The 18,301-nt window shown below is 64.5% G+C and carries 15 protein-coding genes; 6 read left to right on the top strand and 9 right to left on the bottom strand.

Features of this window, described 5'->3' with window-relative positions; all coding sequences use genetic code 11:
• Nucleotides 1–70: 70 nt before the first annotated feature.
• The 7 genes from ABIC90_RS22445 to ABIC90_RS22415 all read right to left on the bottom strand — a co-directional run bounded on the left by ABIC90_RS22445 (nucleotide 71) and on the right by ABIC90_RS22415 (nucleotide 6,127).
• A complete protein-coding gene (locus tag ABIC90_RS22445; protein WP_354358023.1) occupies nucleotides 71–1,381 on the bottom strand; it encodes a citrate synthase in 1,311 nt (436 codons plus the stop codon).
• A 24-nt stretch (nucleotides 1,382–1,405) separates the two neighbouring features.
• Nucleotides 1,406–1,720 carry a succinate dehydrogenase assembly factor 2 gene (locus ABIC90_RS22440; RefSeq protein WP_013540022.1) on the bottom strand — a complete coding sequence of 105 codons (315 nt, stop codon included), beginning with the start codon at nucleotides 1,718–1,720 and terminating at the stop codon, nucleotides 1,406–1,408.
• 22 nt (nucleotides 1,721–1,742) lie between these two features.
• Complete coding sequence (locus ABIC90_RS22435) at nucleotides 1,743–2,444, bottom strand: succinate dehydrogenase iron-sulfur subunit (RefSeq protein ID WP_012746572.1); 702 nt, start codon at nucleotides 2,442–2,444, stop codon at nucleotides 1,743–1,745.
• A gap of 48 nt (nucleotides 2,445–2,492) precedes the next feature.
• Nucleotides 2,493–4,301, bottom strand: coding sequence for a succinate dehydrogenase flavoprotein subunit (sdhA, locus tag ABIC90_RS22430; protein WP_354358022.1), 1,809 nt, complete (start codon nucleotides 4,299–4,301; stop codon nucleotides 2,493–2,495).
• A gap of 15 nt (nucleotides 4,302–4,316) precedes the next feature.
• Entirely contained in the window at nucleotides 4,317–4,682 is a 366-nt protein-coding gene (gene sdhD, locus ABIC90_RS22425; RefSeq protein WP_354358021.1) for a succinate dehydrogenase, hydrophobic membrane anchor protein, read from the bottom strand.
• Between the two features lie 13 nt (nucleotides 4,683–4,695).
• Entirely contained in the window at nucleotides 4,696–5,142 is a 447-nt protein-coding gene (gene sdhC / locus ABIC90_RS22420) for a succinate dehydrogenase, cytochrome b556 subunit (protein ID WP_354358020.1), read from the bottom strand.
• A 226-nt stretch (nucleotides 5,143–5,368) separates the two neighbouring features.
• Nucleotides 5,369–6,127 (bottom strand): GntR family transcriptional regulator, encoded by a 759-nt coding sequence (locus tag ABIC90_RS22415; protein WP_354358019.1) that lies wholly within the window; start codon nucleotides 6,125–6,127, stop codon nucleotides 5,369–5,371.
• A gap of 181 nt (nucleotides 6,128–6,308) precedes the next feature.
• Between ABIC90_RS22415 and ABIC90_RS22410 the strand changes: the two genes are divergently transcribed.
• From ABIC90_RS22410 to ABIC90_RS22390, 5 genes are all read left to right on the top strand, one after another.
• Nucleotides 6,309–7,295, top strand: a complete 987-nt coding sequence (locus ABIC90_RS22410) for a malate dehydrogenase (RefSeq protein WP_354358017.1) — start codon at nucleotides 6,309–6,311, stop codon at nucleotides 7,293–7,295.
• Between the two features lie 14 nt (nucleotides 7,296–7,309).
• Nucleotides 7,310–8,089, top strand: coding sequence for a trans-aconitate 2-methyltransferase (tam, locus tag ABIC90_RS22405; protein ID WP_354358015.1), 780 nt, complete (start codon nucleotides 7,310–7,312; stop codon nucleotides 8,087–8,089).
• On the top strand, nucleotides 8,086–9,084 hold the full coding sequence (locus ABIC90_RS22400) for an HpcH/HpaI aldolase/citrate lyase family protein (protein WP_354358013.1): 999 nt from the start codon (nucleotides 8,086–8,088) through the stop codon (nucleotides 9,082–9,084). The genes tam and ABIC90_RS22400 overlap by 4 nt, the downstream gene beginning before the upstream one ends.
• A 38-nt stretch (nucleotides 9,085–9,122) precedes the next feature.
• On the top strand, nucleotides 9,123–9,680 hold the full coding sequence (locus tag ABIC90_RS22395; protein WP_354358011.1) for a hypothetical protein: 558 nt from the start codon (nucleotides 9,123–9,125) through the stop codon (nucleotides 9,678–9,680).
• 89 nt (nucleotides 9,681–9,769) lie between these two features.
• Complete coding sequence (locus tag ABIC90_RS22390; RefSeq protein WP_354358009.1) at nucleotides 9,770–12,352, top strand: bifunctional aconitate hydratase 2/2-methylisocitrate dehydratase; 2,583 nt, start codon at nucleotides 9,770–9,772, stop codon at nucleotides 12,350–12,352.
• A 67-nt stretch (nucleotides 12,353–12,419) separates the two neighbouring features.
• Here the strand turns inward: ABIC90_RS22390 and ABIC90_RS22385 are convergent, their stop codons facing one another.
• Nucleotides 12,420–13,277 (bottom strand): hypothetical protein, encoded by an 858-nt coding sequence (locus ABIC90_RS22385; protein WP_354358007.1) that lies wholly within the window; start codon nucleotides 13,275–13,277, stop codon nucleotides 12,420–12,422.
• A gap of 15 nt (nucleotides 13,278–13,292) precedes the next feature.
• Nucleotides 13,293–14,429, bottom strand: coding sequence for a DUF2827 domain-containing protein (locus ABIC90_RS22380; RefSeq protein ID WP_354358005.1), 1,137 nt, complete (start codon nucleotides 14,427–14,429; stop codon nucleotides 13,293–13,295).
• 327 nt (nucleotides 14,430–14,756) lie between these two features.
• Between ABIC90_RS22380 and ABIC90_RS22375 the strand changes: the two genes are divergently transcribed.
• Nucleotides 14,757–18,301: ESPR-type extended signal peptide-containing protein (locus ABIC90_RS22375; RefSeq protein ID WP_354358003.1), on the top strand; the 3,545-nt coding region annotated here is incomplete at its 3' end.

Here is an 18,301-nt window from a genome sequence, read left to right as displayed (position 1 = left end):
CTCGCGAGGCAGCTTTTTTTTTGGCCGGCGGCGAGGGCCGAAGCCCCCGCAGCGAACCGGCAATGAACGCTCAGCGAGCCGAGATCGGCTTCACATCACGCTTGGGCGAGCCTTCGAACAGCTGGCGCGGACGGCCGATCTTGTACTCGGGGTCGCCGATCATTTCGTTCAACTGGGCGATCCAGCCGACCGTGCGGGCCAGCGCGAAGATCGCGGTGAACAGCGGCACCGGGATACCGATGGCGCGCTGCACGATGCCCGAGTAGAAGTCGACGTTCGGGTAGAGCTTGCGCGAGACGAAGTACTCGTCTTCGAGGGCGATCTTTTCGAGTTCCTTGGCCAGCTTGAAGAGCGGGTCTTGTTCCAGGCCCAGCTCGGTCAGCACTTCGTTGCAGGTTTCCTGCATCAGCTTGGCGCGCGGGTCGTAGTTCTTGTACACGCGGTGGCCGAAGCCCATGAGCTTGACGTTCGAGTTCTTGTCCTTGACCTTCTTGATGAACTCGCCGATCTTTTCCACGCCGCCTTCACGCTGGATGTCGTACAGCATGTTGAGCGCCGCTTCGTTGGCGCCGCCGTGGGCCGGGCCCCAGAGACAGGCCACGCCGGCTGCAATCGCCGCGAAGGGGTTGGTGCCCGACGAGCCGCACAGGCGCACGGTGGAGGTCGATGCGTTCTGCTCATGGTCCGCGTGCAGGATGAAGATGCGGTCGAGCGCGCGCTCGAGCACCGGGTTCACCTTGTACTCCTCGCACGGCGTCGCGAACATCATGTGCAGGAAGTTGCCCGCATAGCTCAGGTCGTTCTTCGGGTACATGTACGGCTGGCCGATCGTGTACTTGTAGGCCATGGCGACCAGCGTGGGCATCTTCGCGATCAGGCGGATCGCGGCGATCTCGCGGTGCTCGGGATTGTTGATGTCCGTGCTGTCGTGATAGAAGGCCGACAACGCGCCCACCAGGCCGGTCATGATGGCCATCGGATGCGCATCACGGCGGAAGCCACGCAGGAAGAACTGCATCTGCTCGTTCACCATCGTGTGGTTGGTCACGAGCTTGGTGAAGTTGCTCTTCTTGGCCGTGTCCGGCAGTTCGCCGTACAGCAGCAGGTGGCAGGTTTCAAGAAAGTCGCAGTTGGTTGCGAGCTGCTCGATGGGGTAGCCGCGGTACAGCAGCTCGCCCTTGTCGCCGTCGATGTACGTGATGGCCGATTGGCAAGCCGCCGTCGACATGAAGCCCGGGTCGTAGGTGAACATGCCGGTCTGCGCGTACAGCTTGCGGATGTCGATCACATCGGGGCCCACGGTGCCCTTGTAGATCGGCAGTTCGACGCTGTCGCCGCCATTGCTGAACGACAGCGTGGCCTTGGTATCGGATGCTTTCATTTCGGTTTACTTTCAGAGGTGGATTCAGGACGAAGGAGAGATTGCGGGACGCTGGGCGCCGTCGGTGCGCATCAACTGCAGCAATGCGACCACCTCGGCGCCGGCCCATTCGGGCTCGGGCTCCTTCCTGCGCAGCAAAAGGTCGAGGAGGTCGTTGTCCGACAGGTCCATCAATGTCTCCATCGCTCCCGCCTGACCGTTGGTCATGTGGGATTCGTGCCGCTCGAAGAAGCGGGCGATGAACAGGTCGTTCTCGAGCAGGCCGCGCCGGCAACGCCATTTCAGCTTGCTCAGCGCACGTTCGCTGAGTGGCTGCTGGAGTTCGTCGGCGGTTTGCATGGGGTGATTTCTCGAGGAAGGATCAGATGGCGCGGCGCACCATCAGTTCCTTGATCTTCCCGATGGCCTTGGTGGGGTTCAGGTTCTTCGGGCACACGTCCACGCAGTTCATGATCGTGTGGCAGCGGAACAGGCGGTAGGGGTCTTCCAGGTTGTCCAGGCGCTCGGCGGTGGCTTCGTCGCGGCTGTCGGCGATGAAGCGGTAGGCCTGCAGAAGGCCGGCCGGGCCCACGAACTTGTCGGGGTTCCACCAGAAGCTCGGGCAGCTGGTGGAGCAGCTCGCGCACAGGATGCACTCGTACAGGCCGTTGAGCTCGTCGCGCTCTTCGGGCGATTGCAGGCGTTCCTTCTCGGGCGGCACGTTGTCGTTCTGCAGGTACGGCTTGATCGAGTTGTACTGCTTGAAGAACTGCGTCATGTCCACGATCAGGTCGCGGATGACGGGCAGGCCCGGCAGCGGCTTCAACACGATCGTGCCCTTGAGCGTGAGCATGTTGGTGAGACAGGCCAGGCCGTTCTTGCCGTTGATGTTCATCGCGTCGGAGCCGCAGACGCCCTCGCGGCAGGAGCGGCGGAACGACAGCGTCGGGTCTTGCGCCTTGAGCTTCATCAGGGCGTCCAGCAGCATGCGCTCGTGGCCGTCGAGTTCGATCTCGACGGTCTGCATGTAGGGCTTGGCGTCCTTGTCCGGGTCGTAGCGGTAGATCTGGAATGTGCGCTTCATCGTGGTGACCTTGTGAGTGCTTTTACTTGGCTGACTGTGAGCCGGGACTTAGAACGTGCGGACCTTCGGCGGAACCGAAGCCACGGTGAGCGGCTGCAGGTTGACCGGCTTGTACGAGAGGCGGTTGTCCTGGCTGTACCAGAGCGTGTGCTTCATCCAGTTGGCGTCGTCGCGGCCCAGCGGTGCGACCGGGTCGTCCGCGGGACGCTCGTAGTCCTCCACCGTGTGGGCGCCGCGGCATTCCTTGCGGGCGGCTGCCGAGACCATGGTGGCCTGCGCCACTTCGATCAGGTTGTCGACTTCCAGCGCCTCGATGCGGGCGGTGTTGAACACCTTGGACTTGTCCTTCAGGCCGATCGCGTTGACGCGCTCGCGCACGGCGGCGATCTTGACCACGCCTTCGTCCATCGAGGCCTGCTTGCGGAACACGGCGGCATGCTGCTGCATGACGGCGCGGATCTCGCCGGCCACGTCCTGCGCATATTCGCCGGTGGTGGTCGATTCGAGGCGGTTCAGGCGCTCCAGCGTGCGGTCGGCCGCATCCTTGGGGAGGTCCTTGTGTTCCTTCAGCTTGTCGTTGAACTCGACGATGTGGTTGCCGGCCGCGCGGCCGAACACCAAGAGGTCGAGCAGCGAGTTGGTGCCCAGGCGGTTCGCGCCGTGCACGCTCACGCAGGAGCATTCGCCCACGGCGTAGAGGCCGTTCACCACGACGCTGTTCTGTTCGCCCTTCTGGATGACGACCTGGCCGTTGATGTTGGTCGGGATGCCGCCCATCTGGTAGTGGATGGTTGGCACCACGGGAATCGGTTCCTTGGTGATGTCGACGTTGGCGAAATTGACGCCGATTTCGTACACCGAGGGCAGGCGCTTGTGGATGGTGTCGGCGCCCAGGTGGTCCAGCTTCAGCAGCACGTAGTCCTTGTTGGGACCGCAGCCTCGGCCTTCCTTGATTTCCTGGTCCATCGAGCGCGAGACGAAGTCGCGCGGTGCCAGGTCCTTCAGCGTGGGCGCATAGCGCTCCATGAAGCGTTCGCCGTTGCTGTTGAGCAGGATCGCGCCTTCGCCGCGGCAGCCTTCGGTCAGCAGCACGCCCGCGCCGGCCACGCCGGTCGGGTGGAACTGCCAGAACTCCATGTCCTGCAGCGGAATGCCCGAGCGCGCCGCCATGCCCAGGCCGTCGCCGGTGTTGATGAAGGCGTTGGTCGAGGCCTGGAAGATACGGCCCGCGCCGCCGGTGGCCAGCAGCACGGTCTTGGCCTGCAGGATGTGCAGGTCGCCGGTTTCCATTTCGAGGGCGGTCACGCCGACCACGTCGCCTTCGTCGTCGCGGATGAGATCGAGCGCCATCCATTCGACAAAGAACTGGGTGCGGGCTTCGACGTTCTTCTGATAGAGCGTGTGCAGCATCGCGTGGCCGGTGCGGTCGGCCGCGGCGCAGGCGCGCTGCACGGGCTTCTCGCCGTAGTTGGCCGTGTGGCCGCCGAACGGACGCTGGTAGATGGTGCCGTCGGGGTTGCGGTCGAAGGGCATGCCGAAGTGTTCGAGCTCGTACACGACCTTCGGGGCTTCGCGGCACATGAACTCGATCGCGTCCTGGTCGCCGAGCCAGTCGGAGCCCTTGATCGTGTCGTAGAAGTGGTAGTGCCAGTTGTCCTCGCTCATGTTGCCCAGCGATGCGCCCACGCCGCCTTGTGCGGCAACCGTGTGCGAACGGGTGGGGAACACCTTGGAGAGCACGGCCACGTTGAGGCCGGCGCGTGCCAGTTGCAGCGAGGCGCGCATGCCGGAGCCGCCGGCACCGACGATCACGACGTCGAACTTGCGCTTGGTGATTTGTTCTTTTGTGTAGGTCATGGTGGGGATGTCAGGTCAGATCTTCCAAAGCACTTGAATGGCCCAACCCGCACAACCGACAAGCCAGACGATGGTGAAAATTTGCAGCATGAGACGGATGCCGACGGGCTGGACGTAGTCCATCCACACGTCGCGCATGCCGACCCACACGTGATAGAGCAGGGCGACGATGACCGAGAAGGTCAGCACCTTCATCCATTGCGCGGCGAAGATGCCGGCCCAGAGGTCGTAGCCGATGGGGCCGCGCGTGAAGAGCACCTGCGCGAGCAGGATGATCGTGAAGAGCGCCATCAGGCCGCCCGTGATGCGCTGGCTGAGCCAGTCGCGCAAACCGTAATGAGCGCCGACGACGATGCGCTTGGAGCCGTAATTCACAGACATGGGGTGCTCCTTCTCAGTACAGGCCGAACAGCTTGGCGCCCAGCGCCAGCGTGAGGATGATGCTCAGGGCCAGCGTAGTGACGGCCGACGAGTGGCCGAATTCCTTGGTCACGGCGGCGTGGCTCACGTCCATCCACAGATGGCGCAGGCCCGCGATGAAGTGATGCAGGTAGGCCCAGATCAGTGCGAGCGCGACGAGCTTGAAAAACCATCCCGGAGTGAAGCCGATGCCGGTGTTGAACGCGGCCTTGAATTTGGCGAACGAGTAATCCGACGAGAGCGAGGTGTCGAACATCCAGATGATGAACGGCAGCAGCAGGAACATGATCACGCCGCTCACACGGTGCAGGATCGACACGATGCCGGCCGGCGGCAGCCGGTACGTCGTGAGATCGGTGAACGCATTGATGTTTCTGAATTCGCGACGCGGGGGCCGGGGGGGAGTTGCAAGCTCTGTCATGGGGGGAGGGCTTTCGTGGCTTGAATGGCTTGTTCTGAGAGCGAACGCTTTTGTTTCTTATGCGGAAATGCAAACAACGCAAAATTCTATTGCAATGCACCATCGGGCAGCGGACGCGTCCGAGTCAGCGCACCGCGGCAGTCGGATGCTATTGACTTCGTAGCGCAATGCGCGCGTTGCACGCGGGTCGCGACGCCTTCGGCTTTGGAGCTCATCTGCATCGACTTCAGCCCAGCTGGTTCCTGTAGTGGTGCGTGTCGGTGCGATAGAGCCCGCGGCGCAGCTCCATCGGCGTGTCGTGGTACGTATGGGCCACGCGCTCCACGCTGAGCAGCGGCATCTGGCGGGTCACCGCAAGCAGCGCAGCTTGCTCCGCATCGGGCAGCACTGCACGGATTTTTTCTTCGGCGCGCACCATGCGCACGCCGAACTCGGTTTCGAAGAGCGAATACATCGGGCCGGGCCAGGCGCGCAGCCGTTCGGCGGTCAGGCCCTTGAACGGCGCGCCGGGCAGCCACAGGTCTTCCAGGATGGTGGGCACGCCCGCGTAGGCAAGCACGCGCCGCACCTGCAGCACGGCGTCGCCGGTACGCAGGCCCAGCGCGCGCGCCACGTCGGCCGATGCGCGCAGGCGCTTGCAGTCGACGATGGTGCGATCGGCGGGGCCTTCGGTGTTGGGGTCGCCGTCGTCGGGCACCAGCTTGAGAAAGCGGTACTGCACATGCTGCTCAGCATGCGTGGCGACGAAGGTGCCCTTGCCCTGGCGCCGCACCACGAGGTTTTCGGCCGCCAACTCGTCGATGGCCTTGCGCACCGTGCCCTGGCTCACGCGGTAGCGCGCGGCCAGGTCCATCTCGCTGGGAATGGGTTCGCCCGGCTTCCACTCGCCCGCCTGCAGGCTCTGCAGGATCAATGTCTTGATCTGCTGGTAGAGCGGACTGAAGGACGGCGTCGCGGGCTCGTCGAGGGTTGTGGGCGTGTTCATGGCAGCGGTGGGGGATGCCCTGGCGGACCCGTGGAGGATATCTTATATAAGACATAAGACGAGGCTCATTGAATCGGCTTAAAATCCTGCGGGTCTCGCTGCGGGACGGCATTGCACCCCGCAGGACCCGGGCGCCCCACGAGGGCACCTACCCCGTTTCATCACCTTCTGGAGTCTTCCCATGAGCAAAAAGCCCGTCCGCGTTGCTGTCACCGGTGCCGCCGGTCAAATCGGTTATGCCCTGTTGTTCCGTATCGCTTCCGGCGAAATGCTCGGAAAAGACCAGCCGGTCATCCTGCAACTGCTCGAGATCCCCGACGAAAAGGCCCAGAAGGCGCTCAAGGGCGTGATGATGGAACTGGACGACTGCGCCTTCCCGCTGCTGGCCGGCATGGAAGCCCATGGCGACCCGATGACCGCCTTCAAGGACGCCGACTACGCGCTGCTGGTCGGCTCGCGTCCCCGCGGCCCCGGCATGGAACGCGCCGAACTGCTGGCCGTCAACGGCGCCATCTTCACCGCGCAAGGCAAGGCCCTGAACGCCGTTGCCAGCCGCAATGTCAAGGTGCTGGTGGTCGGCAACCCGGCCAACACCAACGCCTACATCGCCATGAAGAGCGCGCCCGACCTGCCGCGCAAGAACTTCACCGCCATGCTGCGCCTGGACCACAACCGTGCCGCCAGCCAGATCGCCGCCAAGACCGGCAAGGCCGTGGTCGACATCGAGAAGCTCACCGTCTGGGGCAACCACTCGCCCACGATGTACGCCGACTACCGCTTCGCCACCATCAACGGCGAAAGCGTCGCCAAGATGATCAACGACCAGGAATGGAACGCCAACACCTTCCTGCCGACCGTCGGCAAGCGCGGCGCGGCCATCATCGAGGCGCGCGGCCTGTCGTCGGCTGCCTCGGCCGCCAACGCCGCGATCGACCACATGCGCGACTGGGCCCTGGGCACCAACGGCAAGTGGGTCACCATGGGCATCCCCTCGGACGGCCAGTACGGCATTCCGAAGGACGTGATGTTCGGCTTCCCGGTCACCTGCGAAAACGGTGAATACAAGCTGGTCGAAGGCCTGGAGATCGACGCTTTCAGCCAGGAACGCATCAACAAGACGCTGGAAGAGCTGGAAGGCGAACGCGCCGGCGTTGCTCACCTGCTGTAAGGCAACTTCTCAGCATGCTCGACTGGAACCCTGCGCTCTACCGTCGCTACGAGGACGAGCGCACCCGCCCCGCACAGGAACTCCTGGCGCGCGTGCCCCTGGCCGAAGCCGACCGCGTGGTCGACCTCGGTTGCGGCCCGGGCAATTCCACCGAGCTGCTGGTGCAGCGGTTTCCGAAGGCGCAAGCCCTCGGGACCGACAACTCCGAAGCCATGCTGGTCAGCGCGCGCGAGCGCCTGCCCAATGCGCGCTTCGAGTTGAGCGACATCGCGACCTGGGCGCCGCAAGACCAAGCGCCCGACCTCATTTACGCCAATGCGTCCCTGCAATGGGTGCCGGATCACGAAACGCTGATCCCGCGCCTGTTCGACGCGCTGGCCCCGGGCGGCGTGCTCGCCGTCCAGATGCCCGACAACCGCCAGGAGCCCACGCACCGCCTGATGCGCGCGCTGGCGGCCGAAGCGCCCTGGGCCGAGCCCATCGGCGATGCCGACCGGCTGCGTACATTGCTGCTGCCGCTGGGCGGCTACTACGACCTGCTGGCGCCGCATGCAGCCAACGTCGATGTCTGGCACACGATCTACCAGCACCGCATGGCCGACGCCGCATCCATCGTCGAATGGGTGCGCGGCACGGGCCTCAAGCCCTTCGTCGACCGGCTGCCGCCCGATTTGCAGGCGAGCTACCTGGCCGAATACGAACGCCGCGTGAACGAGGCCTATCCGGTGCGCACCGACGGCAAGCGGCTGCTGGCCTTTCCGCGCATGTTCATCGTGGCGCAGAAAAAAGCATGACCCAAGCTGCACATCCCGGTGAAGTGCTGCTGGGTGCGCAGGCGGGCGCCGTGACGCTGCCCGTGTGCGACCACTACAGCGGCGTCGAAGCGCGCATGAAGAAGAGTCTGGCGCTGCAGGCCGAGATGGCCGAGGAGTTCGGCGCCTGCGTGTTCGACGTCACCCTCGATTGCGAAGACGGCGCGCCCGTGGGCGGCGAAGCCGAACACGCCGCGCTCGTCACCGAATTGGCGCTCGCGGCCAGGCCCGGCATGCGCGTCGGCGTTCGCGTGCATCCGGTCGACCATCCAGCCTTCGCCGGCGACGTGGTCACCATCGCCGGACGCGCCGGCCAGCGTCTGAGCCACCTGATGGTGCCCAAGGTCGAATCGGTGGCCGACGTGTTGCAAGCGGTCGCGGCGCTCGAAGCGGCCGATGCCGATGCGCTGCCGCTGCATGTGCTGATCGAATCGCCCCTGGCGGTGCACAACGCGTTCGAAATCGCCGCCCATCCGCGCGTGCAGTCGCTCAGTTTCGGCCTGATGGACTTCGTGTCGGCCCATGCCGGCGCCATTCCCGCCGACGGCATGGGCGCGGCCGGGCAGTTCACCCACCCGCTGGTGGTGCGCGCCAAGCTGGCCATCGCCTCGGCGGCGCATGCCTACGGCAAGGTGCCCTCGCACTGCGTGGTCACCGAGTTCAACGACACCGACGCAATGCGCGTCGCAGCCCGCAAGGCGGCCACCGAATTCGGCTACACGCGGATGTGGAGCATCCACCCGAACCAGATCCGCCCCATCCTCGAGGCCTTTGCGCCCGACGAGGCGCAGATCGAGATTGCTACACAAATCATTGCAAAAGCCGCGGAGGCGGATTGGGCGCCGACACAAATTGATGGCACATTGCACGACCGCGCGAGCTACCGCCATTTCTGGCAGGTTCTGACGCGTGCCCACGCGACAGGGCGCGCGCTGCCCGCTGAGGCGAAAGCCTGGTTTGCAGTCGCGGCCTCCTGAAACGAAACCTTCGAACCCAGCCTCAAGGAAACCCTCACATGAAAAAAATTGCCCTGATCGCCGCAGTGGCCCTGGCTCTGCCGTTCGGTGCCATGGCACAGACCGCGGCGCCCGCCAAGCCGGCCGCCAAGTCCACTGAAGCCAAGAAGAAGGCGCCGCCCAAGCGCCAGGTCACCCGCAAGGCGGCCAAGGCCGTGGAAGAGGTCACGCCGATTGCCGACGACACCAACATCGTGCTCACCGACGCAGACCTGGCTGTGGCCCAACGCGTGTCGATCGGCAAGGCCCAGTGCGAACTCGGCGCCGACGTGACCGTCACGCCCGACGAGAAGAAGCCCGGCTTCTTCAACGTCACCACCAAGGGCCTGAAGTACCGCATGCACCCGGTCGAAAGCCGCACCGGCGCCATCCGCCTGGAAGACCCGCGCGCTGGCGCGATGTGGCTCCAGCTGGGCAACAAGTCGATGCTGATGAACCAGAAGGCCGGTCTGCGCATTGCCGACGAATGCCAGACCGACGCGCAGATCGCGTTCGCCGCCGAAATGAAGAAAAACCCGCCGAAGGCCCTTTTCGAAGGTGCGGACGGCGCGAAGTAAGCGTATCCACCACGGGGCGCGGCGCGGCTCTTGCTTGACCGCCGGAGCTGCCTCGCTCGCCCGTCAGACCAGTTTCCGGAGAAAAAAAGATGTTGCAAGCCTACGTTGACCATGTTGCCGAACGCGCCGCGCTCGGTATCCCGCCGCTGCCCCTGAGCGCGAAGCAGACCTCTGAAGCGATCGAGCTTCTGAAGAGCGCGAACGCGAAAGACGGAGCCTTCCTGCTGGACCTGCTCACCTATCGCGTGCCTGCGGGCGTGGACGACGCGGCCAAGGTCAAGGCGAGCTACCTCGCGGCCGTGGCCCATGGCACCGAAAAGAGCGAGTTCCTGTCGCGCGCCCGCGCCACCGAACTCCTGGGCACCATGCTCGGCGGCTACAACATCAGCCCGATGATCGACCTGCTGGACGACGCCGAAGTCGGCGCCGTGGCGGCCGAGGGCCTGAAGAAAACCCTGTTGATGTTCGACCAGTTCCACGACGTCAAGGAAAAGGCCGACAAGGGCAACGTGCATGCCAAGGGCGTGCTGCAAAGCTGGGCCGATGCCGAGTGGTTCACCAGCCGCCCCGAAGTGCCCGAGAGCATCACCGTCAGCATCTTCAAGGTGGCTGGCGAAATCAACACCGACGACCTGTCGCCCGCACCCGATGCGACGACGCGTCCCGACATTCCGATGCACGCCCTGGCGATGCACAAGAACGCACGCCCCGGCATCGTCCCTGAAGAAGACGGCAAGCGCGGCCCGGTGAAGTTCATCGAAGACCTGCGTGCGCGCGGCCACCTCGTGGCGTATGCCGGCGACGTGGTCGGCACGGGTTCGTCGCGCAAGAGCGCCACCAACTCGGTGCTGTGGTTCACCGGCGAAGACATTCCCTTCGTGCCGAACAAGCGCTTCGGCGGCGTCTGCCTCGGCGGCAAGATCGCGCCGATCTTCTACAACACGATGGAAGACTCGGGCGCACTGCCCATCGAGCTCGACGTGACGCAGATGAACATGGGTGACGTGGTCGAGCTGCGCCCCTACGAAGGCAAGGCGTTGAAGGACGGCAAGGTCATCGCCGAATTCACCGTCAAGAGCGACGTGCTGTTCGACGAAGTGCGCGCCGGCGGCCGCATTCCGCTGATCATCGGCCGCGGCCTCACGGCCAAGGCGCGCGAAGCGCTGGGCCTGCCGGTGTCCACGCTGTTCCGCCTGCCGACCAGCCCGGTCGACACCAAGAAGGGCTACTCGCTCGCGCAGAAGATGGTCGGCCGCGCCTGCGGCCTGCCCGAAGGCACGGGCGTGCGCCCCGGCACCTACTGCGAACCCAAGATGACCTCGGTCGGCTCGCAGGACACCACCGGCCCGATGACCCGCGACGAGCTGAAGGACCTGGCTTGCCTGGGCTTCTCGGCCGACCTCGTGATGCAGTCGTTCTGCCACACGGCGGCGTACCCCAAGAAGGTCGACGTCAAGATGCACCACGAGCTCCCCGAGTTCATGGCCAACCGCGGCGGCGTGTCGCTGCGTCCGGGCGACGGCGTGATCCACAGCTGGCTCAACCGCCTGCTGACGCCCGACACCGTGGGCACCGGCGGCGACAGCCACACCCGCTTCCCCATCGGCATCAGCTTCCCCGCGGGCTCGGGCCTCGTGGCTTTCGCTGCCGCCACCGGCGTCATGCCGCTGGACATGCCCGAATCGGTGCTGGTGCGCTTCAAGGGCAAGATGCAGCCGGGCGTCACGCTACGCGACCTGGTCAATGCCATTCCGCTGTACGCCATCAAGGCGGGCCTGCTGACCGTGGCCAAGCAAGGCAAGAAGAACATCTTCTCGGGCCGCATCCTTGAAATCGAAGGCCTGCCCGACCTGAAGGTGGAACAAGCCTTCGAACTGAGCGACGCCTCGGCCGAACGCTCGGCCGCCGGCTGCACGGTGCACCTGAACAAGGAGCCGATCGCCGAGTACATCAACAGCAACATCACGCTGATGAAGTGGATGATTGCCGAAGGTTATGCCGACGCCCGCACGCTGGCGCGCCGCATCGCCGCCCAGGAAGCCTGGCTGGCTGATCAGCAACTGCTCAAGGGTGACGACGACGCGGAGTACGCCGCCGTCATCGAGATCGACCTGGCCGAGATCCACGAACCCATCGTGGCCTGCCCGAACGATCCGGACGACGTGAAGACGCTGAGCGACGTGGCTGGTGCCGTGATCGACGAGGTGTTCATCGGTTCGTGCATGACCAACATCGGGCATTTCCGCGCCGCGTCGAAGCTGCTCGAAGGCAAGCGCGACATCCCGGTCAAGCTGTGGATCGCACCGCCGACGAAGATGGACGCCCAGCAGCTCACCGAAGAAGGCCACTACGGCGTGTTCGGCAATGCCGGCGCCCGCACCGAAATGCCGGGCTGCTCGCTGTGCATGGGCAACCAGGCGCAGGTGCGCGAAGGCGCGACGGTGATGTCGACCAGCACCCGCAACTTCCCCAACCGCCTGGGCAAGAACACGAATGTGTACCTCGGCTCGGCCGAGCTGGCCGCGATCTGCTCCCGCCTGGGCCGCATCCCCACGCGCGAGGAGTACATGGCCGCAACGGGTGTGCTGGATGCCTCCAGCGCGCAGATCTACCAGTACCTGAATTTCGACAAGATCGACGACTACAAGGTGAGCGAGACGGCTGCGGCCTGATCTTCCTCGGGTCCGCCAATTGAAAAAGCCCCGTTCGACGGGGCTTTTTCGTGGGCGCTGCTTTGGTTTATCCCGGCACGTTGGGCTTCAGATATTCCCGGCCCTTGAGCAGCATCGCCGCGCCGGCCGGGCCGCCCACGGCGTGCGGCAGCGAGGTCAGCAGCGAGTTGGCGAAATCGCCGCGGTACATCTTGGCGCCCTGGTGGCTCAGGTTGGAATTCGCGTCGATGTAGATCGACTCGCCCAGCCCCGACCACAGGCGGCAGAAGCCGTAGTCTTCCGACAGGTAGCGGCGCGTTTCGGGATCGACCATCACATCGAAGAAGCGGTAGTGAAGGCCCAGGTCGGCTTCGCCGATGCTGTCGGGCACGTAGTTCAGGTCGGGGTAGCTCGCCATGAGGCGCTCGAACACGGCGCGCTTGATCACCATGAAGCCGGTCGGCGCCTCGGTCATCTTCATGAAACCGTCGGGCTGCACTTCGAGCTCGACCTGCGAGGTGGTCTCGGACGCCTTGGCGTTGACCGTGTAGCGGGTGAAGGTGGCTTCGAACTGCTGCTGCGTCGTGCCGGCCACAACACCTTCAGCGGGCCAGTTCTCGCGCTTGAGCGGGTAGACGCCGGCTGCGATGTCGTAACCCGAGAGCAGCAGCCGAAAGGCTGCCTGCGCCGAGAAGCCGATGTCGGCGTCGATCCAGAAGAGGTGCGTCCACTCCGGATTGGCCAGGAACTGCGCCACGCAGTTGTTCCGCGCGCGCGTCACCAGGCTTTCGCCCTGATGAAACAGCACCTGCATGCGCATGCCCGCGCGCTCGGCTTCGATGGTGAAGTTCAGCAGCGAGGCCACGTAGTTCTGGAAAAACTTGCCGTCGTGGCTGGGGGACACGACCACCGGAAAAAACTGCCGCAGTTCGGAAGGTTCAAGCATGGCGGGTCTTGTTGTTCATCGGGCAGGGCGTTGCATCAGGCCGAGCAACAGGTCGTTGTAGACCTTCGTGGCGGCGTCGTTGCCGGGGAGGTAGCGGTCGATCAGGCTGCGCTGGCGCGCGCGGTAGGCGAGCGCCTCGGCATCGTGGCTGTCTACGGCTTCGAGCAGGCGGGCGCTGCCCGCGGCCACGTCGTTGCCGTTGTAGTAGTACCCGAGGTCCGCGCAGAGGTGCGCGTTGTGCACCAACGGGTAGCCCTGCCAACAGGTTTCCAGATAGAAGTAATTGAGCGGGTTCTCCCACTGATGGGATACCACGATGTCGGTGTTCTGCGCCAGGAAAACCGGCGTTTCGTGACGTCCGAGGAACACCGCCTTGTGCTCGCGAACCAGGTCGAGCTGGTTCATCAGCGTGATGAACTCCATGTTCTCCGTGGCCATCCGCTCGGCATTGGCGACCTGCAGCAGCGCAATCGCGTCGGGCCGTGCGCGATAAGACAACTCGGCGATCAGGATCGGATAGAGGCAGAACTTCACGACATTGATGTTCGGCTCCATCACGCTGAGCCGGCGAGGCCCGCTGCGGGGCTGGTAGACGCCGGCATCGGGCAGGGCGCGGGTGCGCTCGTCCAGGAACACCGGGCTCCAGACGAAAGGCACGGCGCGCGCCTCGGTGCGGCGCAGCACTTCGAAGTACGGCTGGCTGATGTTGGCGACCTGCGGAACCATCCAGATGTCGTCGTAGCGCTGGTTGATGTACAGGTTCTGGCCCCACAGCGGCTTGTTGAACAGCATGGCCTCCATGGCATGCACGTACTCGAAGCCGCAGCAGTAGGACACCAGCCGCGCGCCACGGCGCTTGAGGTAGTCGGTCTGCGCACCATCGATCTGCCCGCCGAGCTCGATCAGCACATCGACGCTGTCCTTGGCCGTCTCGAAGGTCACGGTCGGCCAGCGGGCCAGGTCCCAGGGCAGGGCGGAGGTGATGGGGATGGCGGTGGTGTTGACCAGGACCACCGAAGCGACGCTCGGGCAGTGCTTGAGCGCTTCGGCCAGGAACACGGCGTTTTGCTTGATGCCGTTGTTCCAGAGGGTCTCGGCCTCGTGGTGGAGGCCGATGGTGATGCCGATGCGCAGACCGGTGCAGGAAGTCATTGTTCGTTGCGTGAGATGCAGCCCGATCAGTCTGCCTCCGGCCAAGGTCGGGAGAAGGACGCAATTCTATGTGGCGTGGCTTAGGTCGTCTCTCGACTGCAACGCTGCTATCGGCATGGAGTAAGCCATTGTTGAATTCTGTGAACTAAATCATCCACCCGAAGATTTCATGCTGATGCAGTGCGTCAGAAATGTAAACGACTGCGTAAAGTCCGAGGCTCTTGTTTACATGCGCGCTTCTTGCGCACGCCTTCCGGCGACGGACCTTGACCACCATCTTTCAGGCCTTGATCTGTTTCCGCCCTCCGCGAACCGAGCTCGAATTCAATGAACAAATCCTATAGAAGCATCTGGAACGAAGCCCTTGGCGCATGGGTGGCCGTGAGCGAGCTCGAGAAGGGCAGGGGCAAAGCTAGCAAGCGCGGGCGTACCGGCGGTGTTCTTCAATGGACCCTGCTGTCTGTTTCGATCGCGGTCGGCTTGTACGGGGGGGTGGCGAATGCCCAGACTCTGACTTGTATCAACGGACCCAACGGGATCGATTGCCGGAACCCGACCCAAGCCGGTCTTACGTTCACGGCGAATCAAGACAGCAACGCGGCAAACGAAAACCTCGTGCTGCGTGGCGGTGGCAACGCGGGGCAGCCGATCCGCAATTTCTTCGTTGGCTCAGCCGATATTTTCAATGCAGCGAACGTCACGCTGGGCGACGCGGCATATACCAACTCCACCACCACGATCTTTGCCAACCATTTCCGCGTAGGCAACAGCGCAACAAGCGCATCCGGTGCCAATAGCTCGGCCATCGGCATCAATGCTCAGGCGACGCAGTCGGACACCGTGGCCATCGGCAGTTTCGCCAATGCGCTGGCAGCTTCGGGCGTTGCCATTGGCAAGGGGGCAACAGTCCAGGCGGCGGCGAATTCAGGCGTTGCCATCGGAGCCGATGCCACCGTTGGCGGCGTGAATGCGGTCGCCATCGGCATTGGCGCCAAGGCCAACGGTGGCGGCGCGACGGCTTTCGGCAACAACGCCAACGCCGCTTTCGGCAACGACATGGCCTTCGGTACGAATGCACTGGCCGTGGGTGACGCATCTGGCCTAGCGCCCTCCACGGCCTTCGGCAACAGCGCCAACGCCACGGGAAGCGGCTCCACTGCATTCGGCACGATCGCAACGGCCAAAGGAGCGACATCTGCTGCGTTCGGCTATAGCGCAACTGCCATCGGAACAAATGCCCTGGCACTCGGCACCAACTCGAACGCCGGTGGAGATCGCAGCCTTGCCATTGGCTCTGGTGCCACTTCCAGCGGCGACTTTTCCTCGGCCATCGGCCGCACGACGAATGCTTCCGGGGCTGGCGCCACGGCGCTTGGAACGAACGCCACTGGCGGGGCCTCGGCGGCAGCGGGCGACTCGATCGCCATCGGCGGGCAGTCTTCGGTGGCCGCGACGGCCTCTTCAGGTGTCGCGGTCGGACGTGGCGCGCTCGTCAACGGCATCTATGGCATAGCCATCGGTGATGGGGCGAATGCCTCCGGCAGCGGCAGCGGCATCATCGCTATCGGCAACGGGGCGAAAGCGAGCGTCGGAACCAGTACGGCGATTGGCGTCAACGCCAATGCGGCCAACACCGACACCGTGGCTCTGGGCAACAGCGCGTTGGCATCGGGAACACAGGACACGGCGATTGGCGTCACCGCCAGGGCCACTGGCGGTTCGAGTTCCGCATTCGGCAACGGTGCCAATGCCAGCGGCGGCAACTCCCTGGCGCTGGGTGTCGGCAACGTCGCGTCGAATTTCGCCGCGGTGGCTGTGGGCAACCAGAGCAAGGCGTCGGGCTTGCGCAGCGTTGCGCTGGGCGACCAGGCTAACGCGAGCAATACCAGTGCGATCGCCTTGGGCACCAACGCCAATGCCACTCAGTCGGGTGCCATCGCGGTGGGGCAGGGGGCTCAAGGCACGGGCGTGAACGCCGTGGCCCTGGGCGCTGGAGCGCTGGTGCGGACCAACAACTCGGTGGCGCTGGGTTCGGGCTCGACTACTGCCGCGACTTCGCCGACCGGTACCGGTTACATGACCGGCACGGCAGCTCCGGCGTCGGAAGTCTCGGTGGGGGCGTCCGGCGCCACGCCGACGCGACGCATCACCAACCTGGCCGATGGCGCGGCACAGCAGGACGCGGTGACCGTGGCGCAATTGAGCACCAGCAATACCAGCCTCTCGACAGGCATCTCCAGTCTGTCGACGGGCGTGAGTTCGTTGTCCACTTCGACTTCCACCGGGATCAGCTCGCTGTCCACGGGTGTAAGCAGCCTGTCCACGTCGACGTCCACGGGCATCAGCTCGTTATCGACTGGCGTGAGTTCTCTATCGACTTCTGCATCGACGGGCATCAGCAGCCTGTCTACGTCGACCTCGACCGGGATCAGTTCACTGTCGACCGGTGTGAGCAGCCTTTCAACCTCCGCGTCCACCGGCATCAGCAGCCTGTCGACGGGGGTGAGTTCTCTATCCACGGGCGTGAGCAGCCTGTCGACGTCAGCCTCGACCGGCATCAGCTCGCTATCGACCGGCGTGAGTTCGCTGTCGACTTCCACGTCGACGGGGATCAGTTCGCTGTCCACTGGCGTGAGCAGCCTCTCGACGTCGGCATCCACGGGCATCCGCAGCCTGTCTACGTCGACCTCGACCGGGATCAGCTCACTGTCGACCGGCGTGAGTAGCCTGTCCACTTCGGCCTCGACGGGTATCAGCTCGCTGTCCACCTCGACATCCACGGGCATCAGCTCGTTGTCCACTGGTGTGAGCAGCCTTTCTACCTCGGCATCCACCAGCATCAGCAGCCTGTCCACGTCGGCCTCGACTGGAATCAGCTCGTTGTCGACCGGCGTGAGCTCGCTGTCGACCTCCACGTCGACGGGCATCAGTTCGCTGTCCACTGGCGTGAGCAGCCTTTCTACCTCGACATCCACGGGCATCAGCTCGTTGTCCACTGGCGTGAGCAGCCTGTCGACTTCCGCGTCTACGGGGATCAGTTCGCTGTCCATTGGCGTGAGCAGCCTGTCGACGTCGGCATCGACGGGCATCAGCAGCCTGAGTACGTCGGTCAGCAACATCTACAACACCGGCACCAAGTACTTCCACGCCAACAGCACGGCGCCGGACAGCCAGGCAATCGGCCTGAACAGCGTGGCCATCGGGCCGAATGCCGTGTCGCGCGGCGAGAACAGCGTGGCGCTGGGCAATGGCGCGAACGCCGTCAATGCGGGCGACGTCGCGCTGGGTTCGTCCTCGGTAACGGCTGCGCCCAATCCGACCGCGGGCATGACCATCGGCGGCAAGGCATACGCATTCGAAGGCACAACACCGGCCAACGTGGTGTCGGTGGGTGACGTGGGCGCGGAGCGCCAGATCACGAACGTGGCGGCAGGACGCGTCACCGGCACCAGCACGGATGTTGTCAACGGCTCGCAACTCTTTGCGGCGACGACGGCGATCGATTCGCTCTCGACCTCGACCTCCACGGGCATCGGCTCGCTGTCGACGGGGCTCAGCAGCCTGTCCACTGGCGTGGGTTCGCTGTCCACGGGCTTCAGCTCGTTGTCCACGGGCATCAGCAGCCTGTCGACCTCGACCTCGACAGGCATCAGCTCCCTATCGACCGGTGTGAGTTCTCTATCCACGGGCGTGATCAGCCTGTCGACCTCAGCCTCGACCGGCATCAGCTCGCTATCGACTGGGGTGAGTTCGCTATCGACCTCTGCGTCGACGGGGATCAGTTCGCTGTCCACTGGCGTGAGCAGCCTCTCGACGTCGGCATCGACGGGCATCAGCAGCCTGTCTACGTCGACCTCGACCGGGATCAGCTC

This window comes from Variovorax boronicumulans, from assembly GCF_040544675.1.
GTDB classification, from domain to species: domain Bacteria; phylum Pseudomonadota; class Gammaproteobacteria; order Burkholderiales; family Burkholderiaceae_C; genus Variovorax; species Variovorax boronicumulans_D.
This window is presented reverse-complemented; position numbering and strand designations above follow the sequence as displayed.

Excerpts from the sequence above, each read along its gene's own strand:
- ABIC90_RS22390 (WP_354358009.1), top strand. The coding sequence starts at position 9,770 with ATGTTGCAAGCCTACGTTGACCATGTTGCCGAACGCGCCGCGCTCGGT.
- ABIC90_RS22445 (WP_354358023.1), bottom strand. The coding sequence starts at position 1,381 with ATGAAAGCATCCGATACCAAGGCCACGCTGTCGTTCAGCAATGGCGGC.
- sdhC (WP_354358020.1), bottom strand. The coding sequence starts at position 5,142 with ATGACAGAGCTTGCAACTCCCCCCCGGCCCCCGCGTCGCGAATTCAGA.
- sdhD (WP_354358021.1), bottom strand. The coding sequence starts at position 4,682 with ATGTCTGTGAATTACGGCTCCAAGCGCATCGTCGTCGGCGCTCATTAC.
- ABIC90_RS22410 (WP_354358017.1), top strand. The coding sequence starts at position 6,309 with ATGAGCAAAAAGCCCGTCCGCGTTGCTGTCACCGGTGCCGCCGGTCAA.
- ABIC90_RS22380 (WP_354358005.1), bottom strand. The coding sequence starts at position 14,429 with ATGACTTCCTGCACCGGTCTGCGCATCGGCATCACCATCGGCCTCCAC.
- ABIC90_RS22435 (WP_012746572.1), bottom strand. The coding sequence starts at position 2,444 with ATGAAGCGCACATTCCAGATCTACCGCTACGACCCGGACAAGGACGCC.
- ABIC90_RS22400 (WP_354358013.1), top strand. The coding sequence starts at position 8,086 with ATGACCCAAGCTGCACATCCCGGTGAAGTGCTGCTGGGTGCGCAGGCG.
- ABIC90_RS22385 (WP_354358007.1), bottom strand. The coding sequence starts at position 13,277 with ATGCTTGAACCTTCCGAACTGCGGCAGTTTTTTCCGGTGGTCGTGTCC.
- tam (WP_354358015.1), top strand. The coding sequence starts at position 7,310 with ATGCTCGACTGGAACCCTGCGCTCTACCGTCGCTACGAGGACGAGCGC.
- ABIC90_RS22440 (WP_013540022.1), bottom strand. The coding sequence starts at position 1,720 with ATGCAAACCGCCGACGAACTCCAGCAGCCACTCAGCGAACGTGCGCTG.
- ABIC90_RS22395 (WP_354358011.1), top strand. The coding sequence starts at position 9,123 with ATGAAAAAAATTGCCCTGATCGCCGCAGTGGCCCTGGCTCTGCCGTTC.
- sdhA (WP_354358022.1), bottom strand. The coding sequence starts at position 4,301 with ATGACCTACACAAAAGAACAAATCACCAAGCGCAAGTTCGACGTCGTG.
- ABIC90_RS22415 (WP_354358019.1), bottom strand. The coding sequence starts at position 6,127 with ATGAACACGCCCACAACCCTCGACGAGCCCGCGACGCCGTCCTTCAGT.